Below are 24,813 nucleotides of genomic sequence, written 5' to 3' on the forward strand. Positions count from 1 at the left end.
GGCCGCCGATGCCGTACGTGAGCGCGGACAACGTCGGCGGGGCGCGGATGGCGGTGCGGCTGCTGGCCGAGCGCGGGCGGCGGCGGATCGCCACGGTGACGGGACCGCTGGACATGACGCCGGGCGTGGACCGGCTCACCGGGTTCGTCGTCGAGCTGGAGGCGCAGGGGCTCGCACCGGCGGGCGTCGCGCACGGCGACTTCTCGATGGCCGGGGGCCGCCGGGCCGTCACGGAGCTGCTCGCCGCCGCCCCGGACCTGGACGGGCTCTTCGTCGCGAGCGACCTGATGGCGATCGGCGCGCTTCAGGGACTGGCCGACGCGGGCCGGTCCGTGCCGGGTGACGTCGCCGTGGTGGGGTTCGACGACATCCCGATGGCCGCGGCGAGTTCCCCGCCGCTGACGACGGTGAGCCAGCCGACGCTGCAGACGGGTCGGATGCTCGCGGAGCGGCTGCTCGCCCTTGCCGACGGCGCCGATGCGGGCGCGCCGGTGGTGCTGCCGACGACGCTGGTCGTGCGCGAGAGCGCGTAGCCCGGTCCGCGCCCGCCGCCAGTGCTCTGAGAGCGCTCTCTTGACAGCAGGATCGGTCTCGCGCCATCCTCATCAGGTCGTGAGAGCGCTCTCAGAACAGGGAGCGCCCCGATCCGCCGGTCGACGACGGACCGGCCCGCCAGGAGGCCCCCATGACCCCCACCCGACCATGGTCGACGCTCACCCGCCGTGCGCCTGCCGCGCTCGCCGCCGTCGCCTGCACCGCGCTCGTCGCGACCGGGTGCGGCGGCCCGGCAGCCGACTCCGGCACCGGCCAGGTCACGGAGATCTCCGTGGCTCTCTTCGGCACCTTCGGCTACGACGAGGTGGGCCTGTTCCGCGAGTACGAGGCCCAGCACCCGGACATCACGATCCGCTACGAGTCCACGCAGGGCGAGGACAAGTACTGGCCTGCGCTCCAGACGCGCCTCGCCTCCGGCAGCGGCGTCGCGGACGTCCAGGGCATCGAGGTCGCCCGGATCTCCGACGTCGTCGCCAACCAGGCCGATCTCTGGACCGACCTGCGCGACACCCCCGCCGCCGCCGCGCTCGACGGCTACCTCGACTGGAAGCAGGCCGCCGCCACCACGCCCGACGGCGCGGTCCTCGGCCTCGGCACCGACGTCGGCCCCATGGGGATCTGCTACCGCTCGGACCTGTTCGCGCAGGCCGGCCTGCCCACCGACCCGGCCGCCGTCGCCGCCGCCATGCCCACCTGGGAGGAGTTCCTCACCCTCGGTGAGAAGTACACGGCCGCCGCGCCGCAGGGCTCGGCCTGGCACGACTCCGCGGGCGGGCTCTACAACGCGATCATCTCCACCGAGCGTGAGATCTACTACGGCCCGGACGGCAGCTTCGTCTACGCGACGAACCCGGCCGTCCGCTCCGCCTTCGACACTGCGGCGAAGGCCGCGCAGGGCGGGCTGACCGCGAAGCTCGAGCAGTTCGTCGACCCCGGGTGGGACCAGGGCTTCGGGTCCGGCACCTTTGCCACCATCGCCTGCCCCAGCTGGATGATCGGCTACATCAAGGGCAAGGCGGGCGACGCGGGCTCCGCCCAGTGGAACGTCGCGCCGCTGCCCGGTGGCAAGGGCGGCAACTGGGGTGGCTCCTACCTCGCCATCCCCGCGGTGAGCGAGCACAAGGCCGAGGCCGCCGAGCTGATCGCCTGGCTCACCGCCCCCGAGCAGCAGGCCAGGATCTTCGAGGCCGTCGGCAACTTCCCGTCCCGCACGGCCGCCATCGCCAGCGTCGCGGGCGCCACCGACCCGTACTTCTCCGGCGCCCCGATCGGGAAGATCTTCTCCGCCTCCGCCGAGAACGCGCCGGTGCAGATCCTCGGCCCGAACGACGGCGTCGTGAAGAACGCGATGGTGCAGGCGCTGCTCGCCGTCGAGACCACCGGGACCAGCCCGGCGGACGCCTGGGCCGCCGCCACCACCCGCGTCGACAACCAGGTCGGCTGACCCGTGACGATCCAGCTCGACCGTCCGGCCACCGGGGTGCGCGCCGCGCCCCCGGCGGCCGTGCGCCGACCGCGCCCGGCGTGGCGCAGCCGGTGGCACCGCTTCGAGGACCGCTCCGCCCCGTACGCGTTCGTCGCCCCGTTCTTCCTGCTCTTCGCCGCCTTCGGGCTGTTCCCGATGATCTACACGGCGTGGATCAGCCTGCACCGCTACCGCCTCGGCGGGCGGATGCAGTGGACCGGTCTCGACAACTACGTCTGGCTGGTCTCCGACCCCGGGTTCTGGAACGCGCTGTGGAAGACCGTCACGATCGGGGCCCTGTCGACCGTGCCGCAGCTCGTCCTGGCCCTCTGGCTCGCCCACCTGCTCAACCACCGCATGCGCTTGCGCACGACGCTGCGCGTGGCGATGCTGCTGCCCTACGCCACGTCCGTCGCCGCCGCGACACTGGTGTTCGCCCTCATCTTCGGCCGCGACGCCGGCCTGGTGAACGGCCTGCTCGGGCTGGTCGGGATCGACCCGGTCGACTGGCGCAACGGGAACTGGACCGCGCAGACCGCCATCTCGGTGATCGTCATCTGGCGGTGGACCGGCTACAACGCGTTGATCTACCTCGCCGCCATGCAGTCCATCCCGAAGGACCTCTACGACGCCGCGGCCGTCGACGGCGCCAATCGCTGGCAGCAGTTCCGCCACGTGACGCTGCCGGGGCTGCGCCCGACGATCCTCTTCACCGTCGTCGTCTCGACGATCGGGGCGAGCCAGCTCTTCGGCGAGCCGCTGCTCTTCGGCGGCGGCCAGGCCAACGGCGGCGCCGTCGGCCAGTACCAGACGCTCGGGCTGTACATGTACCAGCAGGGCTGGCAGTACGGGCAGCTCGGCCGCGCCGCGACCGTCGCCTGGGTGATGTTCGTGCTGGTCGTGGGCATGGTCCTGGTGGTCAACCGGATCACCCGGGCCCGTCGCGGGGGGCGGGCCCGGTGAGCGCCGTGCTGCCGTCCCGTCCGCGCCGCCGCTCCCGCGAGCCCCGGGACATGCGCCGCCCCGCGGACGCCGCGGGCCCGCTCGCCTACGGGTCGCTCGTGGCCGTCGCGCTGCTGTTCGCCGCGCCCTTCTACTACATGCTCGTCGCGGCGAGCCGTCCGATGGCGGAGATGACGGCCTGGCCGCCGCCGCTGCTGCCCGGCGACGACCTCTGGACGAACATCCAGATCGCGGTCACCTCCCAGAACATCGGCCTCGCGCTGGTCAACTCCGTGATCGTCTCCGGCGCGATCACCGTCGCGACGGTGCTGTTCTGCACGCTCGCCGGCTACACGTTCGCGAAGATGCGGTTCCGCGGCCGCGAGACGCTGTTCCGCCTGACCATCGGCACGATGATGATCCCGCCGAGCCTGTCCGTCGTGCCGCTGTACTCGCTCATGGCGGACCTGGGCCTGGCCGGGACGCTGTCCTCGGTGGTGCTGCCGTCGCTGGTCACGGCGTTCGGCGTGTACTTCATGCGCCAGTACATCGCCGGCGCGCTGCCCGACGAGATCGTCGAGGCGGCCAAGGTCGACGGGGCGTCGCCGCTGCGGATCTTCCGCAGCATCGTCCTGCCGATCGCCCGCCCTGGTGCGGCGGTGCTCGGGATGCTCACGTTCATGACGGCCTGGAACGACTTCTTCTGGCCCGTCGTCACCCTCGACTCCACGAACCCGACCGTGCAGGTCGCCCTGAACAACCTCGGCAGCGGCTACGTCCCCGACACCGCGGTGATCATGGCCGGCACGCTCGTCGGCACCCTGCCGGTGCTCGTCGTGTTCCTGCTGCTCGGCCGCCAGATCGTGGGCGGCATCATCGCCGGCGCGGTCAAGGGATGACCCCCGCGCCCCGTCCCCGGAGGACCGTATGACCACCGTCTCGCCGCGCCCCGCCGGCACCGGAGCCCCGCTGCGGTTCCCGCCCGGCTTCGTCTTCGGCGCCGCGACCGCCGCCTACCAGATCGAGGGGGCCGTCGCCGCGGGTGGGCGCACCCCGTCGATCTGGGACGTCTTCGCCCACACGCCCGGCCGCGTCGCGGGCGGCGACACCGGCGACGTCGCCGACGACCACTACCACCGCTTCCGCGAGGACGTCGCGCTGATGGCGGAGCTCGGGTTGAGGTCCTACCGCTTCTCGGTCTCCTGGCCGCGGATCACTCCCGGCGTGAGCGCCTCGCGGTTGGGTCCGGTGTCCGCCGAGGGGCTCGCGTTCTACTCCGAGCTGGTGGACGCCCTGCTCGCCGCGGGCATCACGCCGGCCGTCACGCTCTACCACTGGGACCTCCCGCAGGCCCTGGAGGACGCGGGTGGCTGGGCGAACCGGGCCACCGCCGAGCGGTTCGCCGAGTACGCCGGGGTGGTCGCGGGCGCGCTCGGCGACCGGGTGGGGCTGTTCACCACCCTGAACGAGCCGTGGTGCAGCGCGTTCCTCGGCTACGCGAGCGGTGTCCACGCGCCGGGCCGCACCGAGCCCGCCGGGGCGCTCGCGGCCGTCCACCACCTCAACCTCGCCCACGGGCTCGGCGCCGCCGCCGTGCGCCGGGCGGCACCGTCCGCGCGGATCGCGCTCACCCTCAACCTCGCCTGGGTGCGACCCGAGACCGACTCCGTCCTCGACGCCGACGCCGCCCGTCGCGTGGACGGGTTGCAGAACCGGCTCTTCCTCGACCCGACCCTGCACGGGCGCTATCCGGCCGACGTCCTCGCCGACACCGCCGCCGTCACGGACTGGGCGTTCATCCGGCCCGGGGACACCGAGCTGGTCCGCGGCCCGCTCGACGTGCTCGGCGTCAACTACTACAGCCCCACCCCGGTCAGGCACTGGACGCGCGAGCGGCCCCGCGAGACCGCCGACGGGCACGGCGACGGCGCCGCCACCCCGTGGCTGTGCTGCGACGACGTCGAGTTCCCCCGCAGGTCCGGGCCGCGCACCGACATGGGCTGGGGGATCGATCCGCGCGGTCTCGCGGAGCTGCTGCGCCGCGTCGCGGCGGAGCGTCCGGACCTGGAGCTGATGGTCACCGAGAACGGTGCCGCGTTTCCCGACACGGTCACCCCGGACGGGCGGGTGCTCGACCCGGACCGCGTCGCGTACCTGCGCGCCCACCTCGCCGCCGTGCACGACGCCGTCGCCTCCGGGGCGCGGGTGAGCGCGTACTACGTGTGGTCACTGCTCGACAACTTCGAATGGGCGTGGGGGTACGCCAAGCGCTTCGGGATCGTGCACGTGGACTACGCGACCCTACGGCGCACGCCGAAGAGCAGCGCGCTCTACTACGCCGACGTCATCCGGGCGGGGGCGGTGACGCCCTGACGTTGGCGGGCGCGGGCCCGCGGTCGGCGAGTGTGCGGTCTGTCCGGTGGCGGCCTGACGGAGCGCACACTCGGTGGCTCAGCGGTGCTGCAACGCCTGCTCCGCGGTCGCCAGCCACTCCCGCCACTGCCGCGCCTGGGCCTGCGCCTCCGCCGCGCGACGGTCGTCCCCGGCGGCGCGGGCCTTCTCGGCCTGCGCCTCGAACTGGGCGACGCGGTCGCGGAACTGGGCGACCCGGGCCTCCGCCTCCGGGTCCGTGCGGCGCCACTGGCGGTCCGCCGCCTCGCGGACCCTCTCCTCGACGGCGCGCAGCCGCGCCTCCAGCGGCCGGATGTCGTCGCGGGGGACCTTGCCGATCGCCTCCCAGCGGGTCTGGACGTCGCGCAGGGCCGCGCGGGCGGCGTTCGGGTCGGACGCGTCGATCTTCTCGGCCTCTGCGAGCAGCGCGCGCTTCGCCTCCGCGTTGGCGACGAACTCCGCGTCCCGCTCGGCGAACGTCTGCGAGCGGTGGGAGAAGAACGTGTCCTGCGCGGCGCGGAACCGCCGCCAGAGCGCGTCGTCGGCGTCCTTCTGGGCGCGGCCCGTCGCCTTCCAGTCCGCCATCAGCTCGCGGAACCGCGCCGCGGTGGGGCCCCAGTCGTCAGAGTCCGCGATCTTCTCGGCCTCGTCGACCAGCTCCTCCTTGCGGGCCTTCGCCGCCGCCCGCTGGCGGTCCAGGTCGGCGAAGTGCGAGCCGCGGCGGCGGTTGAACGCCTCCCGCGACTTCGAGAACCGCTTCCACAGCTGCTCGTCGGTCTTGCGGTCGATCCCGCGGATCGTCCGCCACTCCTCGAGGATGGCCTTGAACCGGTCCCCGGCCTGCTTCCACTGAGTGGCCTCCGCGGCCAGCGTCTCCGCCTCGACGGCGAGGGCCTCCTTGCGGGCGACCGCCTCCGCCCGCTGCGCGTCCCGCGCGGTCCGGGCCTGCGCGACGGCCTCCTCCGCGCGCACCACGATCGTGTCCACCCGGACGATCAGCCCGGCCAGGTCGCCGACGACGGCGGCGTCGTCCAGCCCCGTCCTCAGCGTGCGCGCCGCGGTGAGCGCCTGCTTCGGGTCGCCGCCACCGGTCTCGATGCGCGCGGCCAGCAGCTCGGCCTCGGTGAGGAGGTCGTCGAAGCGGCGGGCGAAGTGGGCCAGGCCTTCCTCGGGAGCGCCGGCCTGCCACGAGCCGACGACGCGCTCGCCGTCGGCCGTGCGCAGGTGGATCGTGCCGTCGGCGTCCACCCGACCCCAGCGGCCCGGGTCCGGGCTCGCCGCCGCGACCGGCGACGGCTGCGGGGCCGCCGGCGTGACCGGCACGGTCGGTGTCGTCGGTGTCGTCGGTGTCGTCGGTGTCATCGGCGTCGAGGGCGATGCCGGACGGGCGGGGGCCTGCTGCGGGTGGTTCGGGCGGGGTCGCCCGGACCGCGGCGGGCGCGGGACGGGACCGCCACCGGGCGGGCGGGGGCGGCGGGGCTCGTGGGGGACGGGCCGGTCGGGCCGCTCGCCGGGGACGGGGCGGCCGGGAGCCGGAGGTGTCTCGGCCGGGGCGCCGGCGGTGGCCGCTGCGCTGTCGGCCGGGCTGTCGGTCGGGCCGTCGGCGACGGTCGCCGTCGGGATCGGCGTGGTCGGGATCGGCGTGGTCGGGATCGGCGTGGTCGGGATCGGCGTGGTCGGCGTGTCGTCGGACGTGGCGGCCGGCGTCGTCGGCGCATCGTCGGAGGTGGCGGCCGGCGTGGTCGGTGCATCGTCGGCGGTGGCGACCGGGATCGGAGTTGTCGGCGCTTCGGCGGCGGGCGCCGCCGGGATCGGGGTGTCGGCGGGCGCCGCCGGGATCGGGGTGTCGGCGGGCGCCGCCGGGATCGGAGTTGTCGACACTTCGGCGGCGGGCGCCGCCGGGATCGGGGTGTCGGCGGGCGCCGCAGGGATCGGAGCGTCGGCGGGCGCCGCCGGGATCGGGGCGGTGAGCGCCTCGTCGACGGTCGCCGTGGGCGCGTGGGCGGCACCCGGCGCAGCGGCGTCGGCGGCGTCGCTCACCGCGGCGTCGGCCGCGCCCACCCCCTCGGTGCCCTCGTTCCGTCCGTCCGTGGGGTGCTGCTCCGACACCTGTCCTCCTCGTTCGAGCTCGCCGTGACCGGCGAGCGCTCCGCCGCCGGGCAACCCCGGACGGCGAAGCCGTGCAGTGCGTGCCACCGGCGTCTCCGGGCCGGTGTCTTCTCGTTCCAATGGCCGATTGAAACAGCTCCGAGGGCACATCGGTACTCCTGCGACGCGCCTCCAGCCGCCAGCGGCAGGTCCGGCACGACGAGCCGCACTGCGCCGCGTGCACGGTTGCGGCACAGCCCCCTTACCCTCGCCGGGGTGTTGACGTCCGTCGCCGTGCTGCCCCAGCCGCCGCTGCTGGTGCCCGAGCTGGCGACCGGCGCCGCGGCCGAGACGGCGCCGTTGCGGGCGGCGTGCGTCGCGGTGGCGGCCCGGTTGGGCGCGGCGGCGCGGCACTGGGTCGCGGTCGGCGCGGACGGGGGCGGGCGGCGCAGCGTCGATCCCCGGGTCAGGGGGACGTTCGCGGGCTACGGCGTGGACGTGGTCGTCGCCCTGGACACGGCCGCTCCCAGCAGCGATCCGCCCGACCCGTGGCTACCGCTGCCCCTGCTGATCGCCGGCTGGGTGGCCGGCGCGGCGGGGGTGGCCGTGTCGATCCGCGGGGAGCTCGTCGGCCCGGACGCGTCCCCGGAGGACTGCGTGGCGCTCGGGGCGGCGCTCGGGAAGGAGCTGGCCGCCGAGCCCGGGCCGGTCGGCCTGCTCGTCGTGGGCGACGGCGCGACGACGCACACCGAGAAGGCACCCGGCCATCTCGATGAGCGGGCTGGCCCGTTCGACGCCGCTGTCGCCGCCACCCTCGCCGCCGCCGACACCGCCGCCCTCGCCGCGCTGGACCCCGTCCTCGGCATGCAGCTGCACGCGGCGGGCCGCGCGCCGTGGCAGGTGCTCGCGGCCGCGGCGGCAGGCGCGCGGTGGTCCGGCGAGCTGCTGTACTCGCAGGCCCCGTACGGCGTCGCCTACCACGTCGCGTACTGGACGCGACGACCGTGATCCCCCGGCTGGTGGCGGTGGTCGGCCCGACGGCGACGGGCAAGACGGCGCTCGCGCTCGCGCTCGCCGAGCGGCTCGGCGGCGAGATCGTCAACGCGGACGCGATGGCGCTCTACCGCGGGATGGACGTGGGCACCGCCAAGCCGGCGGCCGCCGAGCGGGCCCGCGTCCCCCACCATCTCGTGGACGTCCTCGACGTCACCGAGACGGCCTCGGTGGCGGCCTACCAGCGTGCGGCACGGGCGGTCGTCGAGCGGCTGCGGGCGGCGGGCGTCGTCCCCGTGCTGGTCGGTGGCTCGGGCCTGTACGTGCAGGCGGTCCTCGACGAGCTGGACTTCCCCGGGACGGACCCGGCGCTGCGGGCGGAGCTGGAGGCCGAGCTGGCCGCGGTGGGTGCGCCTGCGCTGCACGCGCGGCTGGCGGCGCTCGACCCGGCCGCCGCGGAGGTGGTGCTGCCGACCAACGGGCGGCGCATCGTGCGCGCGCTGGAGGTCGTGCGGCTCACGGGGCGGCCGTTCCCGGCGCGACTACCCACCGGTGGCCCGCCCCGCTACGACGCGGTGCTGCTGGGCGTGGACCGGCCCGTCGACGAGCTGGACGCCCGCGTGGCGCGGCGGGTCGCGCGGATGTTCGCCGCGGGTCTGGTGGCGGAGACCCGCGGGCTCGTCGGCCAGGGTCTGCGCGAGGGGCGTACGGCGTCGCGGGCGCTGGGTTACCAGCAGGTCCTCGCGGCGCTGGACGGCGACGGCGACCTGCGGTCCGCGGCCACGGAGACCGTGACCGCGACACGCCGGTTCGTCCGCAGGCAGCGCTCCTGGTTCCGCCGCGATCCCCGGGTGCGCTGGCTGGACGGCGACCCGGGTGACCCGGCCGGCGTGGTGCGGGCGCTCGCGGCCGTACGCTCGGGCACGTGACGATCGAGTTCGCCAAGGGGCACGGCACCGAGAACGACTTCGTCGTGCTCCCGGACCCCCACGGCAAGCTCGATCTCACCGACGCGCGCGTCGTCGCGCTCTGCGACCGCCGCCGCGGGCTGGGCGCGGACGGCGTCCTGCGGGTGGTGCGGTGGGAGGCGCTCGGTGACGTGGCGCCCGAGCCCGGCGTCGAGTGGTTCATGGACTACCGCAACGCGGACGGCGGCGTGGCGGAGATGTGCGGCAACGGGGTGCGGGTGTTCGCGCGGTACCTGGCCCGCCGCGGTTGGGTGTCGCCGCAGGGCGAGACCGCGATCGGGACCCGGGCGGGCGTGCGCCGCTTCCGGTTCGCCCGTGGCGACGCGGACGGGGAGGTGTCGGTCGACATGGGGCCGGCCCGGGTCGGCGCCGCGACCACCGCGACCGTCGGCGGGCGGGCGTTCGAGGGGATCGCGGTCGACGTCGGCAACCCGCACCTGGCCTGCGTCACCACGGCCGAGCTCGACGCGCTCGACCTGGCCGTCGCGCCCGGCCACGACGTCGAGGTGTTCCCGCACGGGGTGAACGTCGAGTTCGTCTCCCCGCTCTCCGACGCCCCGGCCGCGGTCGCGATGCGCGTCCACGAGCGCGGCGTGGGGGAGACCCGTGCCTGCGGCACCGGGACGGTCGCTGCGGCCGTGGCCGTGCTGCGCGCTTCCGGGCGCGCCGAGGGCGAGGTGGCGGTGCGCTCGCCCGGCGGGCGGCTGCGGGTCACCGTGGGCGGGGGGACCACCGTGCTGCACGGTCCCGCGGTGCTCGTGGCGCACGGCGAGCTGGACCGCGGGTGGTGGGAGGCCGCGGGGCCGTGACGGCGGCGCGGCCGACCGTTCGGCGCGTGGCCGGGAATCCATCCGACACGGGCGGTGTTGGTCTGGGAGTATGCGCACCACGATGACCGAATCCCCCCAGCGTTTCGACCCGACGTCCACCCTGATGCCCGCCGCGCCGACGGGGGGCGATCTCGAACTCGAAGAGCGCTCCTCCCTGCGCCGGATTGCGGGCCTGTCCACCGAGCTCGACGACGTCACCGAGGTCGAGTACCGGCAGCTGCGACTCGAGCGCGTCGTCCTCGTCGGCGTGTGGACCGAAGGCACCTCCGAACAGGCGCGCGTCTCCCTCGAGGAGCTGGCCCGCCTCGCCGAGACGGCGGGCTCCCAGGTTCTGGACGGCCTGGTGCAGCGCCGGGACCGGCCCGATCCGGCGACCTTCGTCGGCTCCGGCAAGGTCGCCGAGCTGCGCGACGCCGTGCGCGCGGCAGGCGCGGACACGGTGATCTGCGACGGCGAGCTCTCGCCCGGCCAGCTGCGCCAGCTGGAGGACAAGCTCAAGGTCAAGGTCATCGACCGCACCGCACTGATCCTGGACATCTTCGCCCAGCACGCCCGCTCGCGCGACGGCAAGGCGCAGGTGGAGCTGGCCCAGCTGCAGTATCTGCTCCCGCGCCTGCGCGGCTGGGGCGAGGCGCTGTCGCGCCAGGTCGGCGGCCGCGCCGCGGGCGGCGTCGGCATCGGTGGCCGCGGCCCCGGTGAGACCAAGATCGAGCTGGACCGCCGTCGCATCCGCACACGGATGTCGAAGCTGCGCCGCGAGATCGCCGGCATGAAGCAGGTCCGCGCGACCCAGCGCGGCGCTCGCCGCCGCAACGACGTGCCGAGCGTCGCGATCGTCGGCTACACCAACGCCGGCAAGTCCAGCCTGCTCAACGCGCTGACGGGCGCGGGCGTGCTGGTCGAGGACGCGCTGTTCGCGACCCTGGACCCGACGACGCGGAGGGCCACCACCGAGGACGGGCGGGTCTACACGCTCACCGACACCGTCGGTTTCGTCCGCCACCTGCCCCACCAGCTCGTCGAGGCGTTCCGCTCGACGCTGGAGGAGACCGCGGACGCCGACCTCCTGGTGCACGTCGTCGACGGCTCCGAGGCGCTGCCCGAGGACCAGATCAAGGCCGTGCGCGAGGTCCTCGTCGAGATCGGCGAGCATGCGGACGGGCGGATGCCGCGCGAGCTGCTCGTCGTGAACAAGTGCGACACGGCGGGCGATCTCCAGCTCGCCCGGCTGCGCCACCTGCTGCCGGACGCCGTGTTCGTCTCGGCGCACCGGGGGGACGGCATCGAGTTGCTGCGGCGCCGGATCGCGGAGCTCCTGCCCCGCCCGCACGTGGACGTCGAGGTGCTGCTGCCGTACACGGCCGGCTCGCTGGCGGCCCGGATGCACGCCGAGGGCGTCGTCCTCGCCGAGGAGCACACGGCCGAGGGCACGCGGCTGCACGCCCGGGTCGGCGCCGAGCTGGCGACCGTGGTCCGGCCGTACCTGCTCGCGGGATCCGCCGCACCGGCCCTCGACGGTGACCCGGGGTCGAACGGGTCGCGGTGATCCCTGCCGGGGCGCTCGCCGCGCTCGTCGCGGCCCTCGTCCCCCTGGCCGCGGCACCGGCGCCGGAGACGTTGTGCACGGTGTCGGACCGCAGGCTCATCGAGCTCTCGGGACTCTCCGCAGACGCGGACGGGATCTGGGCGGTCGCCGACAGCGGCCGGCGCACCGAGGTGCACCGCCTCGATCCGCGCACGTGCGCGATCCTCGAGACGCGCAGCGCCGCGATCGATCCCCGCGACGCCGAGGACCTCGCCGTCGGCCCGGACGGCGCGCTCTGGGTCGCCGACATCGGCGACAACCGCCGTCGCCGCGACTCGGTCGCCGTGATCGTCCTGCCGGCCCGCGGGGAGCCGCGACTGCACCGGCTCGCCTACCCCGACGGACCGCACGACGCCGAGGCCCTGCTGGTCGACGGCGGCGGCTCGCCCGTCATCCTCACCAAGGAGGCGGGGCGATTCGCCGGGATCTACCGGACCGCTGCCCCGCCCGAGGGAGACGGGCCGACGCCCCTGGTCAAGGCCGGCGAGTACCGGCTGCCGGTGTCGGACACCGCGGGCGGGCCGCTCGGCGGGCTCGGATCACGGCTGGTCACGGGGGCGGCGTCGAGTGCGGACCGGTCGGTGGTGGCGGTCCGCAGCTACACCGACGCGTGGCTGCACCCGGTGCGCGACGGCGACATCGTCGCGGCGCTGCTGAGCCCGCCCGCCGTCCGCGTGCCGCTGCCGGGAGAGCCGCAGGGCGAGGCGATCGCGTTCCTGCCCGACGGCACGCTGCTCTCGGGCTCGGAGCGCCGTGACGGCGTCCCCGGCGAGTTGCGGGCCGTCCCCGGGGCGGCGGCGCTCGTCGCGGATGCCTCCGGCCTCGACGCGAGCACGCCCGCTGCCGATCAGGTGCCCGGGTGGCTGCCCGCGACGCTCGGCGCAGCCGCAGTCACCGGCGTCCTCGCGATCGTCACGGCGGGTCTGGCACTGCGCCGCCGCTGAGTCGTCATGGTTGTCGTCATGGTTGCCGTCATGGTTCGCGCCGGTCCGACGGACTGTGACGGACATGTAACCGCTCGCGTCCGGTGCTGCCCCTCGGCGGAGATCGCGGGCTAGCGTGATCCGGTGCCGATCGTCACCGGATACGTCGACACACCCGGCGGTCACGACGCGTTGGTGCTCGGGGCCCAGCTGGCCCGGCTCACCGGCCTGACCTCCCGGGTCGTCACGGTCCACCCAGCGGATGCTCGTGGCCTCGCGGCGGCCGCGCGCGATCCGCGGTGGCGGGAGAAGACGGCGCGCGTGGCCGCAGGCCGGTTCGCCCGGGCGCGCGAGGCGCTGTTCCGCGCCGAGCTCGACGCCGAGCCCGACCCCGGCTCGGCCGCCCTCGCCGCGGGCGCCGGCGCCGCCGAGCCCGAGTTCGTCGTCGTCGGCCCCGGCCCCGTGCACGAGCTGCTCGCCGAGCAGGCCGACGCCGACGGCGCAGCCGTGCTCGTCGTCGGATCGACAGGCCACGGGCTCCTCGGCCGGCTCGCGGCGGGCGGCACCGTGGCCCGGCTCATCCCGATCGCCCCGTGCCCGGTGGCGGTCGCCCCGCGCGGCTACCGCCACACCGCGACCCGCGCCATGACCGTGGTCACCGTGGCGTACGACGGCACCGACGAGGCCGACCGGGCGGCCGCCGTGGCGGTGCATCTCGCCGGGCGCACCGGCGCGGCGCTGCGGTTCGTCACCGTCGCCGAGGACGCCGACGGCGTGCCCGCCGCGACGGCGCTCGCCCAGAAGGGGCTGGTGTCGACTCCGGTGGAGATCGACGCCTTCGTGGACGTACTGGTCGGGCCCGTCGCGGCCACCCTCGCTGACCTGCCCGAACGCACCGACGTGCTCGTCCTCGGCTCGCGCGGCTACCGGGGGATGCGGCGGCTGCTGCTCGGCGGGGTGGCCGGGGCGCTGGTGCGTACGGCCCGCTACCCCGTGGTGATCGTGCCCGGGCCGCCGGAGCAGGGGACGCCGGCGCAGGCCGGCGGGTGAGGCGGGGCCGGACCAGGTGTGCGGGGCCGCGCCGCCCCGCTGGCTGAGGCCGCCCCGCTGGCTGAGGCCGGACCTCACCGCCGCATGAGGCCCGGCGCGGTCGCACGCACCTGGCCCGGCCCGGCCGCACACACCCGGCCTGCTCTCACGCCACCCGGCCCGCTCGCACGCACCGGCCCGCTCGCACACATGCGGCGGTGCTCGCACAGATACCGCTGTGTTCGCACAGCCCGCAGGCGGTGTGTGCGAGCAGCCCGGGATGTGTGCGGGGCTCCGAGCACATGTGCGAGCGCGCCCCGCCCGCGGACCGGGCGCCAGGCACCGGCACGGGTCGCGCACACGCCGCGGTTGCACCCACCCGGCCCCGGTCCCGCCCGCCCGGGCACCCGTCGCGATCGTATGCGCGGCACCGGCACCGTCGCGCCCACCCGGCCCCGGTCGCGCCCACCCGGCACTGCGGCCGGGTCGCACACGTCGAGCGGTGTTCGCACAACCCGCCGACGGTGTGTGCGAGCACCACGGGGTGTGTGCGGGGCGTCGAGCACATGTGCGAACGCGTGTCGGCGGATCAGAGGCGGCGCAGCACGGCGACCACCCGCCCGAGCAGCACCGCGTCGTCGCCGGGGATCGGGTCGTAGGCCGGGTTGGCCGGCATCAGCCACACGTGACCGTCCCGGCGCTTGAAGGTCTTCACGGTGGCCTCGCCGTCGATCATCGCCGCGACGATCTCGCCGTTCTCCGCCACCGGCTGCTGGCGGACGACCACCCAGTCCCCGTGGGTGATCGCGGCCTCGATCATCGAGTCCCCACGGACGTTGAGCAGGAACAGCGTGCCCTCGCCGACCACCTCGCGGGGCAGCGGGAACACCGCTTCCACGGCCTGCTCGGCGAGGATCGGGCCACCGGCGGCGATGTCGCCCAGCAGCGGGACGAACGCCGGGGCCGGACGCTCCGGGACGTCTCCGGTGGTGGCGGGGCCTGTCCCCGCGGGGCCCTCCTGCTCGGCCCCGGGCGCCTCCTCGGGGCTGCGGACGTCGACCGCGCGGGTGCGGTTCGGATCGCGGCGCAGGTAGCCCTTGCGCTCCAGCGTGCGCAGCTGGTGGTGCACCGACGACGTGGACGTGAGCCCCACGGCGTCGCCGATCTCCCGCACGCTCGGGGGATAGCCGAAGCGCTCCACCCAGTCGCGAATGACCTCCAGCACCTTGCGCTGGCGCGGGGTGAGCCCCGTCGGCTCGGCGGGGGGATCGGGGAAGGTGCTCACCTGCCCGGCCTCCCGGGGCTTCCGCTGCGTCGCGGGGCCCTCGTCGGACCCGTCCCGTGCCATCTCCTCGTGCCTCCTGCGTGTGCGTGCGGGCCGTGTACCGGGCGGGCCCGGCTGCCCGGGTGCCCGGCGAGGTCACGGCGGGCGACGGACGTGCCGAGGCCGCCCACGACCACCGTTGCGCGACGACCGTAGCCCGGATCCGCGATCATGCCAAACACTTGTTCGAACGACACGCCGTCGGATCCCGATTCTGTCGGTGCCCGGTGGTAGACATCAAACATGCGTTCGTTCGAACGCATGTTCAGGCGCTGGGGCGCCCTGTGCCGGGCCTGTGCCGGGTCTGCCGGGGCGATGGGAGGCGGCAGGGAGATGCGCGAGCGGATCGGCGGGCAGTTCGGCAGGCATGACGACGGGCGCTGGGAGCGGCCGGGGGAGCGGAAGGCGGGCCGGCGCGGGGCGGGCCCCGGGCCCCGACCGGTCCGGCCGGCGGTCGTGCCCGCGGCAGGGTCGTCCGGTCCGGCGCGGGGAGCCCAGGTCGCGCTCGCGGGCAGGGGCGTGAGCGGGCGGCCGGGTGCGGGCGGCGATCTCACGGTCGACGGCACGGTCGACGGCACGGTCGTTCGCACGGTTGACGGCAGGGTTGACGGCAGGGTTGACGGCAGGGGCGACGACACGGTCGGGGCGGCGAACAGCGCCGGCGCCGGGTGTGCCGCGGACGCGCGCCGGGCCCAGCGCGGGGCGGGATCGGGGCATGTGGACATCGCGGATGCCGGGCACGCGGCCCGTCGGGCGGGGTCCCACGCCGGGTCGGACGTCGGCCAGCCGATGTGCCGGGCCGGGCGTGGTCCCCGGTCGGAGGTCAGGCGGCCTGCCCGCCGGGCCGGGGGCGGTCCCGGGTCGGACGTCAGGCCGCCTGTCCGACGGCCGGACGGTGGCGCCCTCGCGGTCGTCCGGGCCGTGGTGGTCGCGATCCTCACCGCGCTCGTCGTCGTCGGGCTCGGGCTTCTGTCGGACGTCGCCGGGGCCGCGCGGTCCGGGGGTGCCCCCGCGGCGGAGGTGCCGGTGAACGTGCAGGCCCCGTCGCCGAACGGTCAGGGTACGGGTCGACAGGTCACTCACGGGCATGATGGACTCAACTGGTAGGGGCATCTGGCTTCCCAAACCCCTAGATGTTGTGGTTACATCCATGTAGTTCGTTCCTCGGCGCGACGGGGAACGAACTGGGTCCGAGTACGTGACGGGGGTGAGGAGTTCGATGCGCTGCCCGTTCTGCCGCCACTCGGACTGCCGGGTGATCGACTCCCGCGAGGTCGAGGACGGCCAGGCGATCCGCCGCCGTCGATCCTGCGCGGAGTGCGGCCGCCGGTTCACCACCGTCGAGGAGGCCGTCCTCGCGGTGGTCAAGCGCAGCGGTGTCACCGAGCCGTTCAGCCGGGAGAAGGTCGTCCGGGGGGTGCGGCGCGCCTGCCAGGGCCGCCCGGTCGACGAGGACGCCCTGCAGAAGCTCGCCCACCGGGTGGAGGAGTCGGTCCGTGCCGGGGGCACGGCCGAGATCCCGAGCCACGAGGTGGGCCTCGCGATCCTCGGGCCGCTGCGGGAGCTGGACGAAGTGGCGTACCTGCGCTTCGCCAGCGTCTACCGCTCGTTCTCCTGCGTGGAGGACTTCGAGAAGGAGATCTCCGGTCTGCGGGCCGCCCAGGTCACGGGCGCCGCGCGGGCGGGCGCAGGGACGGACGGGGCGCCGTCCGGGAGCACCGGCGGCGGCCCCCCGGGCTGACCGGGGCCGGCGAGCGACCGGCGGAATCCGGGCGCGACGTCGCGCCGGCACGACCGACAGACCCGGCACGGCGGCCCGCCCGCACGGCCCGGGAGCGCACGTCCGGACCGGTCCGGGGCGCGGCACCCAGCACACGAGCAATGCCCGGACCGGTAGCACCAGCACGTTCCGAGGTGTGCGGCGTCACCCCAGGGCGCCCACGCGGGGGAGAGGGAGAGCATGACCGAGACCGTCGGGAACGACCGCAGCGCGAAGTCCGGGCCATCGTCCGGCGCCTCGAAGCGCAAGCGCGCGGCCGGCCTCACCGTCGAGCGCCTGTACACGACCGCGGGGGTGCACCCCTACGACGAGGTGCGGTGGGAGCGCCGCGACGTCGTCATGACGAACTGGCGCGACGGCACGGTCAACTTCGAGCAGCGCGGCGTCGAGTTCCCCGAGTTCTGGTCGGTCAACGCCACGAACATCGTCACGAGCAAGTACTTCCGCGGCGCCGTCGGCTCGCCGCAGCGCGAGTCCAGCATCCGCCAGCTCATCGACCGTGTGGTGGGGGTCTACCACGCGACGGGCGTGGAGCAGGGCTACTTCGCCACCGAGCAGGACGCGGAGATCTTCGCCCACGAGCTCACCTGGATGCTGCTGCACCAGGTGTTCAGCTTCAACTCGCCGGTGTGGTTCAACGTCGGCACCGCGAGCCCGCAGCAGGTCTCGGCGTGCTTCATCCTCGCCGTCGACGACACGATGGAGTCGATCCTCAACTGGTACCGCGAGGAGGGGCTGATCTTCAAGGGCGGCTCCGGGGCGGGGCTCAACCTGTCGCGGATCCGCTCGTCGAAGGAACTGCTGTCCTCGGGCGGCACGGCGTCGGGCCCGGTGTCGTTCATGCGCGGCGCGGACGCGAGCGCGGGCACCATCAAGTCCGGCGGGGCCACCCGGCGGGCCGCGAAGATGGTGGTGCTCGACGTCGACCACCCGGACGTCGAGGAGTTCGTGCTCACCAAGGCCAAGGAGGAGGCCAAGGTCCGGGTGCTGCGCGACGCCGGGTTCGACATGGACCTCGGCGGTGCCGACATCACCTCGGTGCAGTACCAGAACGCGAACAACTCCGTCCGGGTCACCGACGAGTTCATGCGGGCGGTCGAGTCGGGCGGGGAGTTCGGGCTGCGCGCACGGATGACGGGCGACGTCATCGACCGCGTCGACGCGAAGAAGCTCTTCCGCACGATCGCGCAGGCCGCCTGGGAGTGCGCCGACCCGGGCATCCAGTACGACGGCACGATCAACGACTGGCACACCTGCCCCGAGTCGGGCCGGATCACGGCGTCCAACCCCTGCTCGGAGTACATGCACCTGGACAACTCCAGCTGCAACCTCGCCTCGCTCAACCTGCTCAAGTTCCTCGGCCAGGACGGCACGTTCGACGCGCCGCGCTTCGCGAAGGCCGTCGAGCTGATCATCACGGCGATGGACATCTCCATCTGCTTCGCGGACTTCCCGACCGAGCCGATCGCGGAGACCACCCGCGCGTTCCGCCAGCTCGGCATCGGCTACGCGAACCTGGGCGCGCTGCTCATGGCCACCGGCCACGCCTACGACTCCGAGGGCGGCCGATCACTGGCGGCGGCGATCACCTCGCTCATGACGGGTGCGGCGTACCAGCGGTCGGCGGAGCTGGCCGCCGTCGTCGGCCCCTACGACGGCTACGCCCGCAACGCCGAGTCCCACCAGCGCGTGATGCGCAAGCACGCCGCCGCGAACGACGACGTGCGCACCTTCCCGGCGAGCGCACCCGTCCACAAGCTCGCCACGAAGGTCTGGAAGGAGTCGCTCGCCGTCGGCGAGCGCAACGGCTGGCGCAACGCGCAGGCCTCGGTCCTCGCCCCCACCGGGACGATCGGGCTGATGATGGACTGCGACACCACCGGCATCGAGCCGGACCTGGCGCTGGTCAAGTTCAAGAAGCTCGTCGGCGGCGGGTCGATGCAGATCGTCAACCAGACGGTGCCGACGGCGCTGCAACGCCTGGGCTACCCCACCGAGCAGGTCGAGGCGATCGTCGAGTACGTCGGCGAGCACGGTCACGTCGTGGGTGCCCCGGGGATGCGCACCGAACACTACGAGGTGTTCGACTGCGCGATGGGGGAGCGCTCGATCGCCCCCATGGGGCACGTGCGGATGATGGCCGCGGTGCAGCCGTTCCTGTCCGGCGCGATCTCCAAGACGGTGAACATGCCGGAGGCCGCCACCGTTGCTGACGTCGAGCAGATCTACCTCGAAGGCTGGCGGCTCGGCCTCAAGGCGCTCGCGATCTACCGCGACAACTGCAAGGTCGGCCAGCCGCTGTCGGCGGGCAAGGGCGAGGCGAAGACGGCCGAGGTGCAGGCACCGGTGGAGCAGCGCCCCATCCGGCGCCGCCTGCCGAAGAAGCGCCCGAGCCAGACGGTCTCGTTCACCGTGGGCGGTGCCGAGGGCTACCTCACGGCCGGGTCGTACCCGGACGACGGGCTCGGCGAGATCTTCGTCAAGCTCGGCAAGCAGGGCTCGACGCTCTCGGGCGTGATGGACGCCTTCTCGATGTCGATCTCGGTGGGTCTGCAGTACGGCATCCCGCTGGAGTTCTACGTCTCGAAGTTCTCCAACCTGCGCTTCGAACCCGCGGGCATGACCGACGACCCGGACGTCCGGATCGCCACGAGCGTCATGGACTACCTGTTCCGGCGCCTGGCGCTGGACTACCTGCCCTACGAGAAGCGCGCCCAGCTGGGCATCTTCTCCGCGGACGAGCGGGCGGCCCAGGTCGCGAGCGGGTACGGCGACGGCACCGTGGACATGGGCAGCGTCGACATCGAGGGCCTGCGGGCCGGCGTCGAGGTCGAGCCCGCCCCGGCGGGCCCGCCCCCGGGCGCGACCCCGGCACCGCCCGAGGTCGGCAGTTCCACCGAGCTGCTGGAGCTGCACCTGGGCAAGGCCGCCGACGCGCCGCTGTGCATGACCTGCGGGACGAAGATGCGCCCGGCGGGCTCCTGCTATCTGTGCGAGGGATGCGGCTCCACCAGCGGCTGCAGCTGAGCCGCCGCGACGGCCCGCCGGGGACACGCCCCGGCGGGCCGCCGGTCCCGCTGACCGGGACTGCTCGTTGAACCTCCTCCGGAAGGTGCCGGACCCTCGGCTGCGCCCCACCAGGCCGTCGCAGTCGAAGGAGACCAGCCATGACGGCAGACACGTCGGTCCCGGCCGCCCCCTCCACACCCTCCACCGCGGCCCCCGCCTTGCCCCGGCACGACGCGATGACGCTGGTCATCCCGCTGAAGGCCAAGGACGGGATGACCCCGGCGGACTTCTACGACTACTGGCTCAACGCGCACGTCACGCTGCCCCCGCGGTTCCCCGGGTTGCGCTCGGTCTGGCTGCACAAGGTCGCGCTCGAGGACTCCCTGTGGCCTGCGGTCGACGGCGTGTCGATGCGTCCCGACGAGCAGGACACCTTCCACGGCGTGCCCGAGGCGACGTTCGCGACGATGGCGGACCTGCAGGCGTTCGTCGGAGCCTCCCGGGTGCAGATGGAGGACGGGATCAACTTCCTGTCCCAGGAGATCGGCTACGCGGCGCTCGGGCCGAACAGCGAGACGGTGCGCGACGCGATCGACCCGGCGCCCGACGGCACCGACGGCCACGTGCGCCATCTCGTGTTCCTGCGGATGCGCCCCGGGTCGTCCGTCGCCGGCTTCCGGGAGTGGGTGGACGGCACGCTCGTGCCCACGCTCGCCGCGGCGCCCGAGATCGTGAAGCTCCGCCGCCACCTGTTCGAGGAGCTCGACATCACCCTGGACCACCCTGGCGTCGAGATGACGAAGCCGCCGGAGCGTCAGTACCAGGCGATGGTCGAGGTCGTCGTCGGCGACGAGGCCGCGTTCGCACGGTTCACCGGTTCGCCCGCGCACGCCGCGGCGGCCCGCGTGCTGGCGCAGCGGTGCGCGGCCGTCCACCCGGCCCGGGTGCAGCGGTGCATCACCACGAAGCACGACGGGCGGATCACCCTGGCCGGGGTGCGCGGGGTCGCGGTCGCGGACCTCATCCGCCGCCTCGGCGCGCGGAGCCAGACGTTCGACGACGTGTCCCGCGAGTTCCTGCCACCGGCCGACCTCGTGCGCGGCTGAGCCCGCACGCATCACACCGGCGCCGACCGGCCGGATGCGTCCACCCGACGTAGTGTCGGGGCGTCCCCCAGCGAAGGGAGCGCAGCCGGTGACGTCGCGCGTGCCGTCGGAGTACTCGGAGTATCTCGAACCCGGTTTCTACGTCGATTCCGACGACGAACGCGTGCGGGCGTTCGCCCGGGACGCGTCCGGTTCGGCGAGCGGTCCGGTGGAGAAGGCGGCGCGGCTGTTCACCGCGGTCCGCGACGGGTACTGGTACGACCCCTTCTCGGCCAGCAACGATCCGGCGGACTACCGGGCGAGCGCGATCGTGGGCGCCGGGGCGACCTGGTGCGTGCCCAAGGCGGTGCTGCTGGCCGCGGCCGCGCGCGCCGAGGGGATCCCGGCGCGACTGGGCTTCGCCGACGTCCGCAACCATTTCCAGACGCCGCGGCTGAAGGAGCGGATGCGCGGCGCGGACCTGTTCCTCTACCACGGCTACACCGACCTCCACCTCGACGGCCGCTGGGTGAAGGCGACGCCGGCGTTCAACGCGGAGCTGTGCACCCGCTTCGGGGTCGCGCCGATCGCGTTCGACGGACGGAAGGACGCGCTGCTGCACGAGTACACGCCGGACGGCGGCACGTACATGGAGTACGTGCGGGACCGGGGTGTGTTCGCCGACCTCCCGCTGCAGGAGATCGTCGACGCGTTCGGCGCCTACTACGGCGAGGGGTTCTTCGGCAGCCTCCGCGACCCCGATGGGACCGACGCGTTCACGCGCCCGGCGGGATCGGCGTGACCGCCCGGGTCACCGCGGTCCAGGACGACGGCCCCGACCTGGACTGGACCACGCCCGGGGTCTACCGGTGCGCGCCCGGGGTCTACCGGATCCCGCTGCCGCTGCCGGGGGACGCGCTCAAGGCCGTGAACGTCTATGCGATCGAGGACGGCGGGAACGCCGTCACCCTCGTCGACGCCGGCTGGGCGCTCGCCGACGCCCGCGACCTGCTGGTGGACGCCCTGGCCGCGCTGGGTGCGGGGCTGGGCGACGTGCGCGGCTTCCTCGTCACCCACGCCCACCGCGACCACTACACGCAGGCGGTGGCGCTGCGCCGCGAGTTCGGCACCCCGATCGCGCTGGGTCGTGGCGAGGAGCAGGCCCTGGCCGGCATCAGGGACGCGCACCGCGAGTCGGCGCACGTGCCCCGGCTGCGGCGGGCGGGCGCGCAGGAGCTGGCGGACGCGATCGCCCGGTGGCGGATCTCCGCGGAGGAGCTCGCCGACTGGGAGCCGCCCGACCGGTGGATCGACGACGGCGCGGACGTCGCGCTCACCGGGCGGTCGCTGCGGGCGATCCACACCCCGGGCCATACCCGGGGGCACCTGGTGTTCGCGGACGAGCCGGGCGGGTTGCTCTTCGCGGGCGACCACGTGCTGCCGTCGATCACCCCGTCGATCGGCTTCGAGGCAGTGCCACCGCCGAGCCCGCTCGCGGACTTCCTCACCTCGCTGGAGCTGCTCACCACGCGTCCGGACGCGGCGCTGCTGCCGGCGCACGGCGCCGTCGGGATGCGGGTGCACGAGCGGGTGGACGCGCTGCTGGAGCACCACGGCGTGCGGCTGGACGCCACGCTGGCGGCCGTCCGCGAGGGCCGGGGGACGGCCCTGGAGGTGGCCCAGGTCCTGCCGTGGACGCGCCGGGAGCGCCGCCTGGACGAGCTCGACCGGATGAACGCGATGCTGGCGGTGCTGGAGACCGCGGCGCACCTGGACGTGCTGGTCCAGCGGGGTGCGCTGACGGTCACGGACGAGGGCGGGACGGCGCGCTACGCGGTCTGATCTACGCGACGTCGACGGGCAGTGCCCGGTCCCTGACCTGGTGCAGGATGTCGACGATCACCTCGACGTCGGCCCGCGGGAAGACGCGATCTGGGCCGGTGGGTGCGTGGTCGGTGTACGGGGACTCGAACAGCCTGCCCGGCTCCATCACGCCGTTCTGGGTGAGTTCGTCCACGATCAGGTTCACGAAGCGGATCTGGTCGACGGTGAACCGGCTGCCGTCGAGGTAGTGCCCGAAGGCGTCGACGGCGGCCTGGCGGTCGAGCCCGACCAGCGAACGGATGAACAGGCCGAGACCCTTCGCCTGTCTCGCGGCCGCGTCGATGTCGGCCTGTTCGCCAGCCCCGCTGGCGAGCAACATCTGCTCCAGCGCGGCGACGTCGTCGGGTGTGAGCTGCTTGTTGCGGCGCAGGCGCTGCAGGGCGACGTGATCCTCGTGCCGGCGGAGGTAGGCCGAGGCCTTGGCCCGGAACCGTTCGAGGTTCGTGCCGGGTGTCACGCCGGGCAGGAGGACCTCGGTGGGCTGGCCGAGCTCGTCGGCGAAGTCGGTGTAGACGGGGTTGCGCCGGGTCCGTTCCACGAAGCGCACGAGGCCGCGGATCCGCAGGCGGACGTGTTCGAGCAGCGGCAGGGTCACGTCGATCGACCACAGGTCGCCCGCCACCTCGTCGAGAAGCTCCTGCTGCTGCGCGACCGACGGGATCGTGAGCTTCCCGAGCAGCGCGGCGGCGATGGCCTGGACCTGCTCGCGGAGCCGTTCGGCGGCGGCCGCATCGCCGGTCAGCTGGGCGAGCTGGCGGCGCAGCACGAGCAGGTCGAACCGCTTGGGGTCCTCGTCGTCGTCCTGGACGGCCGAGGGCAGGCCCGCCAGGTGGGTGAGTACGTCGGTGGCGTCGTCGGCGCCCGGGCCGAACAGGTCGGGGCGCAGCCGGGTGCCGCGGCCGATCATCTGCCAGAACTTGCTCCTCGACCGCACCATCTTGAAGAACACCAGCTTGACGACCTCAGGCACGTCGATGCCGGTGTCGAGCATGTCCACCGAGATCGCGATGTGCGGCGGCTTGTCGGTGGTGGAGAACGCGTCGATGAGGTTCTGGGCGTACCGCGTGCCGTGCGTGATGACCTGGGCGAACTCACCTCCCAGGTGGGGCCATCCGACGTCGAACCGGCGCTGGACGAACTCGGCGTGCGCCTGGTTCTTCGCGAAGACGATCGTCTTGCCCAGGCGGTCCCCGCTGGCGACCTTGTAGCCCTTGTCCATCACGGTGGCGAGCACCTTGTCGACGGTGTCCTCGTTGAACAGGAACCGGTTGATCTCCTCGGCTCCGACCTCGTCGGGCGGGTCGTCCTCGCCCCAGTCGAGGGCATCCCACTCGTCGCGCTCGGCCTCGGTCAGGTCGGCGTAGCGGATGCCGTGCCGGAGGAACAACGTCTCGACGGCGACGCCGCGCGGTGGCACGAGCCAGCCGTCGCGGACGGCCTCGTCGAGGCTGTACGCGTCGGTGGGGACACCGTCCTCCAGGTGGAACAGGCGGTAGGTGTTGTGGTCGACCTCGTCCTTCGGGGTGGCGGTGAGGCCGACCAGCATCGCGTCGAACCACTCGAAGATCGCGCCGTAGCGCTGGTAGACCGAGCCGTGCGCTTCGTCGATGACGACGAGGTCGAAGAAGGCCGTGCGTCCGGACGTCGAGTGGCCTGGGTCGAGACGGCCACCGGTGAGCAATGGCTCGACGCGGTCGTCGCGTACTACGTCCGCGCGTTGGAGGCCGCCCTCGATGCGGCCGCGACCGGCGAAGCGGCACTCCAGCTGATCAGAGCCGCGCTGGACGCTGAGCTGGGTGAACCACGTGGTCGGGCCGGGCGCGTGGTCGGCGGGCCGGGTCGATCCCAATGCCGCTGACTTAGGCAGCGGGGAGTCCCAGTTCGATCTTCGGCGGGTCGGGGTGTCGGGTCTCTTGGTGGTGTGCTCGTTTCACGAGTTTGTCGCCGATCTGTGTGCGTTTG

The 24,813-nt window shown here is 74.1% G+C and carries 20 protein-coding genes; 17 read left to right on the top strand and 3 right to left on the bottom strand.

Annotated features, from left to right (window positions below):
* The 5 genes from AB7J25_RS22985 to AB7J25_RS23005 all read left to right on the top strand — a co-directional run.
* The coding region (locus AB7J25_RS22985; protein ID WP_428512002.1) for a LacI family DNA-binding transcriptional regulator at nt 1-533 on the top strand (533 nt) is incomplete at its 5' end.
* A 152-nt stretch (nt 534-685) separates the two neighbouring features.
* Complete coding sequence (locus tag AB7J25_RS22990) at nt 686-1,999, top strand: ABC transporter substrate-binding protein (protein ID WP_428512004.1); 1,314 nt, start codon at nt 686-688, stop codon at nt 1,997-1,999.
* Between the two features lie 3 nt (nt 2,000-2,002).
* The gene (locus tag AB7J25_RS22995) at nt 2,003-2,983 is read left to right on the top strand and encodes a carbohydrate ABC transporter permease (RefSeq protein ID WP_428512006.1); all 981 of its coding nucleotides are present in this window, start codon (nt 2,003-2,005) and stop codon (nt 2,981-2,983) included.
* A complete protein-coding gene (locus tag AB7J25_RS23000; RefSeq protein ID WP_428512008.1) occupies nt 2,980-3,861 on the top strand; it encodes a carbohydrate ABC transporter permease in 882 nt (293 codons plus the stop codon). Before AB7J25_RS22995 ends, AB7J25_RS23000 begins: the two co-directional genes overlap by 4 nt.
* Nucleotides 3,862-3,889: 28 nt before the next feature.
* Complete coding sequence (locus AB7J25_RS23005) at nt 3,890-5,335, top strand: GH1 family beta-glucosidase (RefSeq protein WP_428512010.1); 1,446 nt, start codon at nt 3,890-3,892, stop codon at nt 5,333-5,335.
* A gap of 78 nt (nt 5,336-5,413) precedes the next feature.
* Here AB7J25_RS23005 and AB7J25_RS23010 read toward each other — a convergent pair whose 3' ends face one another.
* Nucleotides 5,414-6,715, bottom strand: coding sequence for a DUF349 domain-containing protein (locus AB7J25_RS23010; RefSeq protein WP_428512012.1), 1,302 nt, complete (start codon nt 6,713-6,715; stop codon nt 5,414-5,416).
* A gap of 199 nt (nt 6,716-6,914) precedes the next feature.
* On the opposite strand from AB7J25_RS23010, the gene AB7J25_RS23015 reads away from it, so the two are divergent.
* The 7 genes from AB7J25_RS23015 (at nt 6,915) to AB7J25_RS23045 (ending at nt 13,790) form a co-directional block, all read left to right on the top strand.
* Entirely contained in the window at nt 6,915-7,490 is a 576-nt protein-coding gene (locus AB7J25_RS23015; RefSeq protein ID WP_428512014.1) for a hypothetical protein, read from the top strand.
* Nucleotides 7,491-7,717: 227 nt separating this feature from the next.
* Nucleotides 7,718-8,449 (top strand): hypothetical protein, encoded by a 732-nt coding sequence (locus AB7J25_RS23020; RefSeq protein ID WP_428512016.1) that lies wholly within the window; start codon nt 7,718-7,720, stop codon nt 8,447-8,449.
* Complete coding sequence (gene miaA / locus AB7J25_RS23025) at nt 8,449-9,363, top strand: tRNA (adenosine(37)-N6)-dimethylallyltransferase MiaA (RefSeq protein WP_428512040.1); 915 nt, start codon at nt 8,449-8,451, stop codon at nt 9,361-9,363. The genes AB7J25_RS23020 and miaA overlap by 1 nt, the downstream gene beginning before the upstream one ends.
* Entirely contained in the window at nt 9,360-10,211 is an 852-nt protein-coding gene (dapF, locus tag AB7J25_RS23030; RefSeq protein WP_428512018.1) for a diaminopimelate epimerase, read from the top strand. Before miaA ends, dapF begins: the two co-directional genes overlap by 4 nt.
* 82 nt (nt 10,212-10,293) lie before the next feature.
* Nucleotides 10,294-11,778, top strand: coding sequence for a GTPase HflX (gene hflX / locus AB7J25_RS23035; protein WP_428512020.1), 1,485 nt, complete (start codon nt 10,294-10,296; stop codon nt 11,776-11,778).
* A complete protein-coding gene (locus tag AB7J25_RS23040; protein WP_428512022.1) occupies nt 11,775-12,761 on the top strand; it encodes a hypothetical protein in 987 nt (328 codons plus the stop codon). Before hflX ends, AB7J25_RS23040 begins: the two co-directional genes overlap by 4 nt.
* 123 nt (nt 12,762-12,884) lie before the next feature.
* Nucleotides 12,885-13,790 (top strand): universal stress protein, encoded by a 906-nt coding sequence (locus tag AB7J25_RS23045; protein ID WP_428512024.1) that lies wholly within the window; start codon nt 12,885-12,887, stop codon nt 13,788-13,790.
* 568 nt (nt 13,791-14,358) lie between these two features.
* On the opposite strand, the gene lexA is transcribed toward AB7J25_RS23045, so the two are convergent.
* Nucleotides 14,359-15,117 carry a transcriptional repressor LexA gene (gene lexA, locus AB7J25_RS23050; protein ID WP_428512026.1) on the bottom strand — a complete coding sequence of 253 codons (759 nt, stop codon included), beginning with the start codon at nt 15,115-15,117 and terminating at the stop codon, nt 14,359-14,361.
* A 1,195-nt stretch (nt 15,118-16,312) separates the two neighbouring features.
* Here lexA and nrdR point away from each other — a divergent pair.
* The 5 genes from nrdR (at nt 16,313) to AB7J25_RS23075 (ending at nt 22,809) form a co-directional block, all read left to right on the top strand.
* Nucleotides 16,313-16,834, top strand: coding sequence for a transcriptional regulator NrdR (gene nrdR / locus AB7J25_RS23055; RefSeq protein ID WP_428512028.1), 522 nt, complete (start codon nt 16,313-16,315; stop codon nt 16,832-16,834).
* A gap of 219 nt (nt 16,835-17,053) precedes the next feature.
* Nucleotides 17,054-19,900, top strand: coding sequence for a vitamin B12-dependent ribonucleotide reductase (locus AB7J25_RS23060; protein ID WP_428512030.1), 2,847 nt, complete (start codon nt 17,054-17,056; stop codon nt 19,898-19,900).
* A gap of 140 nt (nt 19,901-20,040) precedes the next feature.
* The gene (locus tag AB7J25_RS23065; protein ID WP_428512032.1) at nt 20,041-20,988 is read left to right on the top strand and encodes an EthD domain-containing protein; all 948 of its coding nucleotides are present in this window, start codon (nt 20,041-20,043) and stop codon (nt 20,986-20,988) included.
* 88 nt (nt 20,989-21,076) lie between these two features.
* Nucleotides 21,077-21,769, top strand: coding sequence for a transglutaminase domain-containing protein (locus tag AB7J25_RS23070; RefSeq protein ID WP_428512034.1), 693 nt, complete (start codon nt 21,077-21,079; stop codon nt 21,767-21,769).
* Nucleotides 21,766-22,809, top strand: coding sequence for an MBL fold metallo-hydrolase (locus AB7J25_RS23075; protein WP_428512036.1), 1,044 nt, complete (start codon nt 21,766-21,768; stop codon nt 22,807-22,809). Before AB7J25_RS23070 ends, AB7J25_RS23075 begins: the two co-directional genes overlap by 4 nt.
* A 1-nt stretch (nt 22,810) precedes the next feature.
* On the opposite strand, the gene AB7J25_RS23080 is transcribed toward AB7J25_RS23075, so the two are convergent.
* Entirely contained in the window at nt 22,811-24,700 is a 1,890-nt protein-coding gene (locus AB7J25_RS23080) for a type I restriction-modification enzyme R subunit C-terminal domain-containing protein (RefSeq protein WP_428512038.1), read from the bottom strand.
* Nucleotides 24,701-24,813: the final 113 nt, after the last annotated feature.

The sequence above is a fragment of the Pseudonocardia sp. genome (assembly GCF_050246655.1).
Taxonomy (GTDB): Bacteria; Actinomycetota; Actinomycetes; order Mycobacteriales; family Pseudonocardiaceae; genus Pseudonocardia.

Coding starts and splice junctions, on each gene's coding strand:
- nrdR (WP_428512028.1), top strand. CDS start 16,313: ATGCGCTGCCCGTTCTGCCGCCACTCGGACTGCCGGGTGATCGACTCC.
- AB7J25_RS23010 (WP_428512012.1), bottom strand. CDS start 6,715: ATGACACCGACGACACCGACGACACCGACGACACCGACCGTGCCGGTC.
- AB7J25_RS22990 (WP_428512004.1), top strand. CDS start 686: ATGACCCCCACCCGACCATGGTCGACGCTCACCCGCCGTGCGCCTGCC.
- AB7J25_RS23065 (WP_428512032.1), top strand. CDS start 20,041: ATGACGGCAGACACGTCGGTCCCGGCCGCCCCCTCCACACCCTCCACC.
- AB7J25_RS23060 (WP_428512030.1), top strand. CDS start 17,054: ATGACCGAGACCGTCGGGAACGACCGCAGCGCGAAGTCCGGGCCATCG.
- AB7J25_RS23005 (WP_428512010.1), top strand. CDS start 3,890: ATGACCACCGTCTCGCCGCGCCCCGCCGGCACCGGAGCCCCGCTGCGG.
- hflX (WP_428512020.1), top strand. CDS start 10,294: ATGACCGAATCCCCCCAGCGTTTCGACCCGACGTCCACCCTGATGCCC.
- lexA (WP_428512026.1), bottom strand. CDS start 15,117: ATGGCACGGGACGGGTCCGACGAGGGCCCCGCGACGCAGCGGAAGCCC.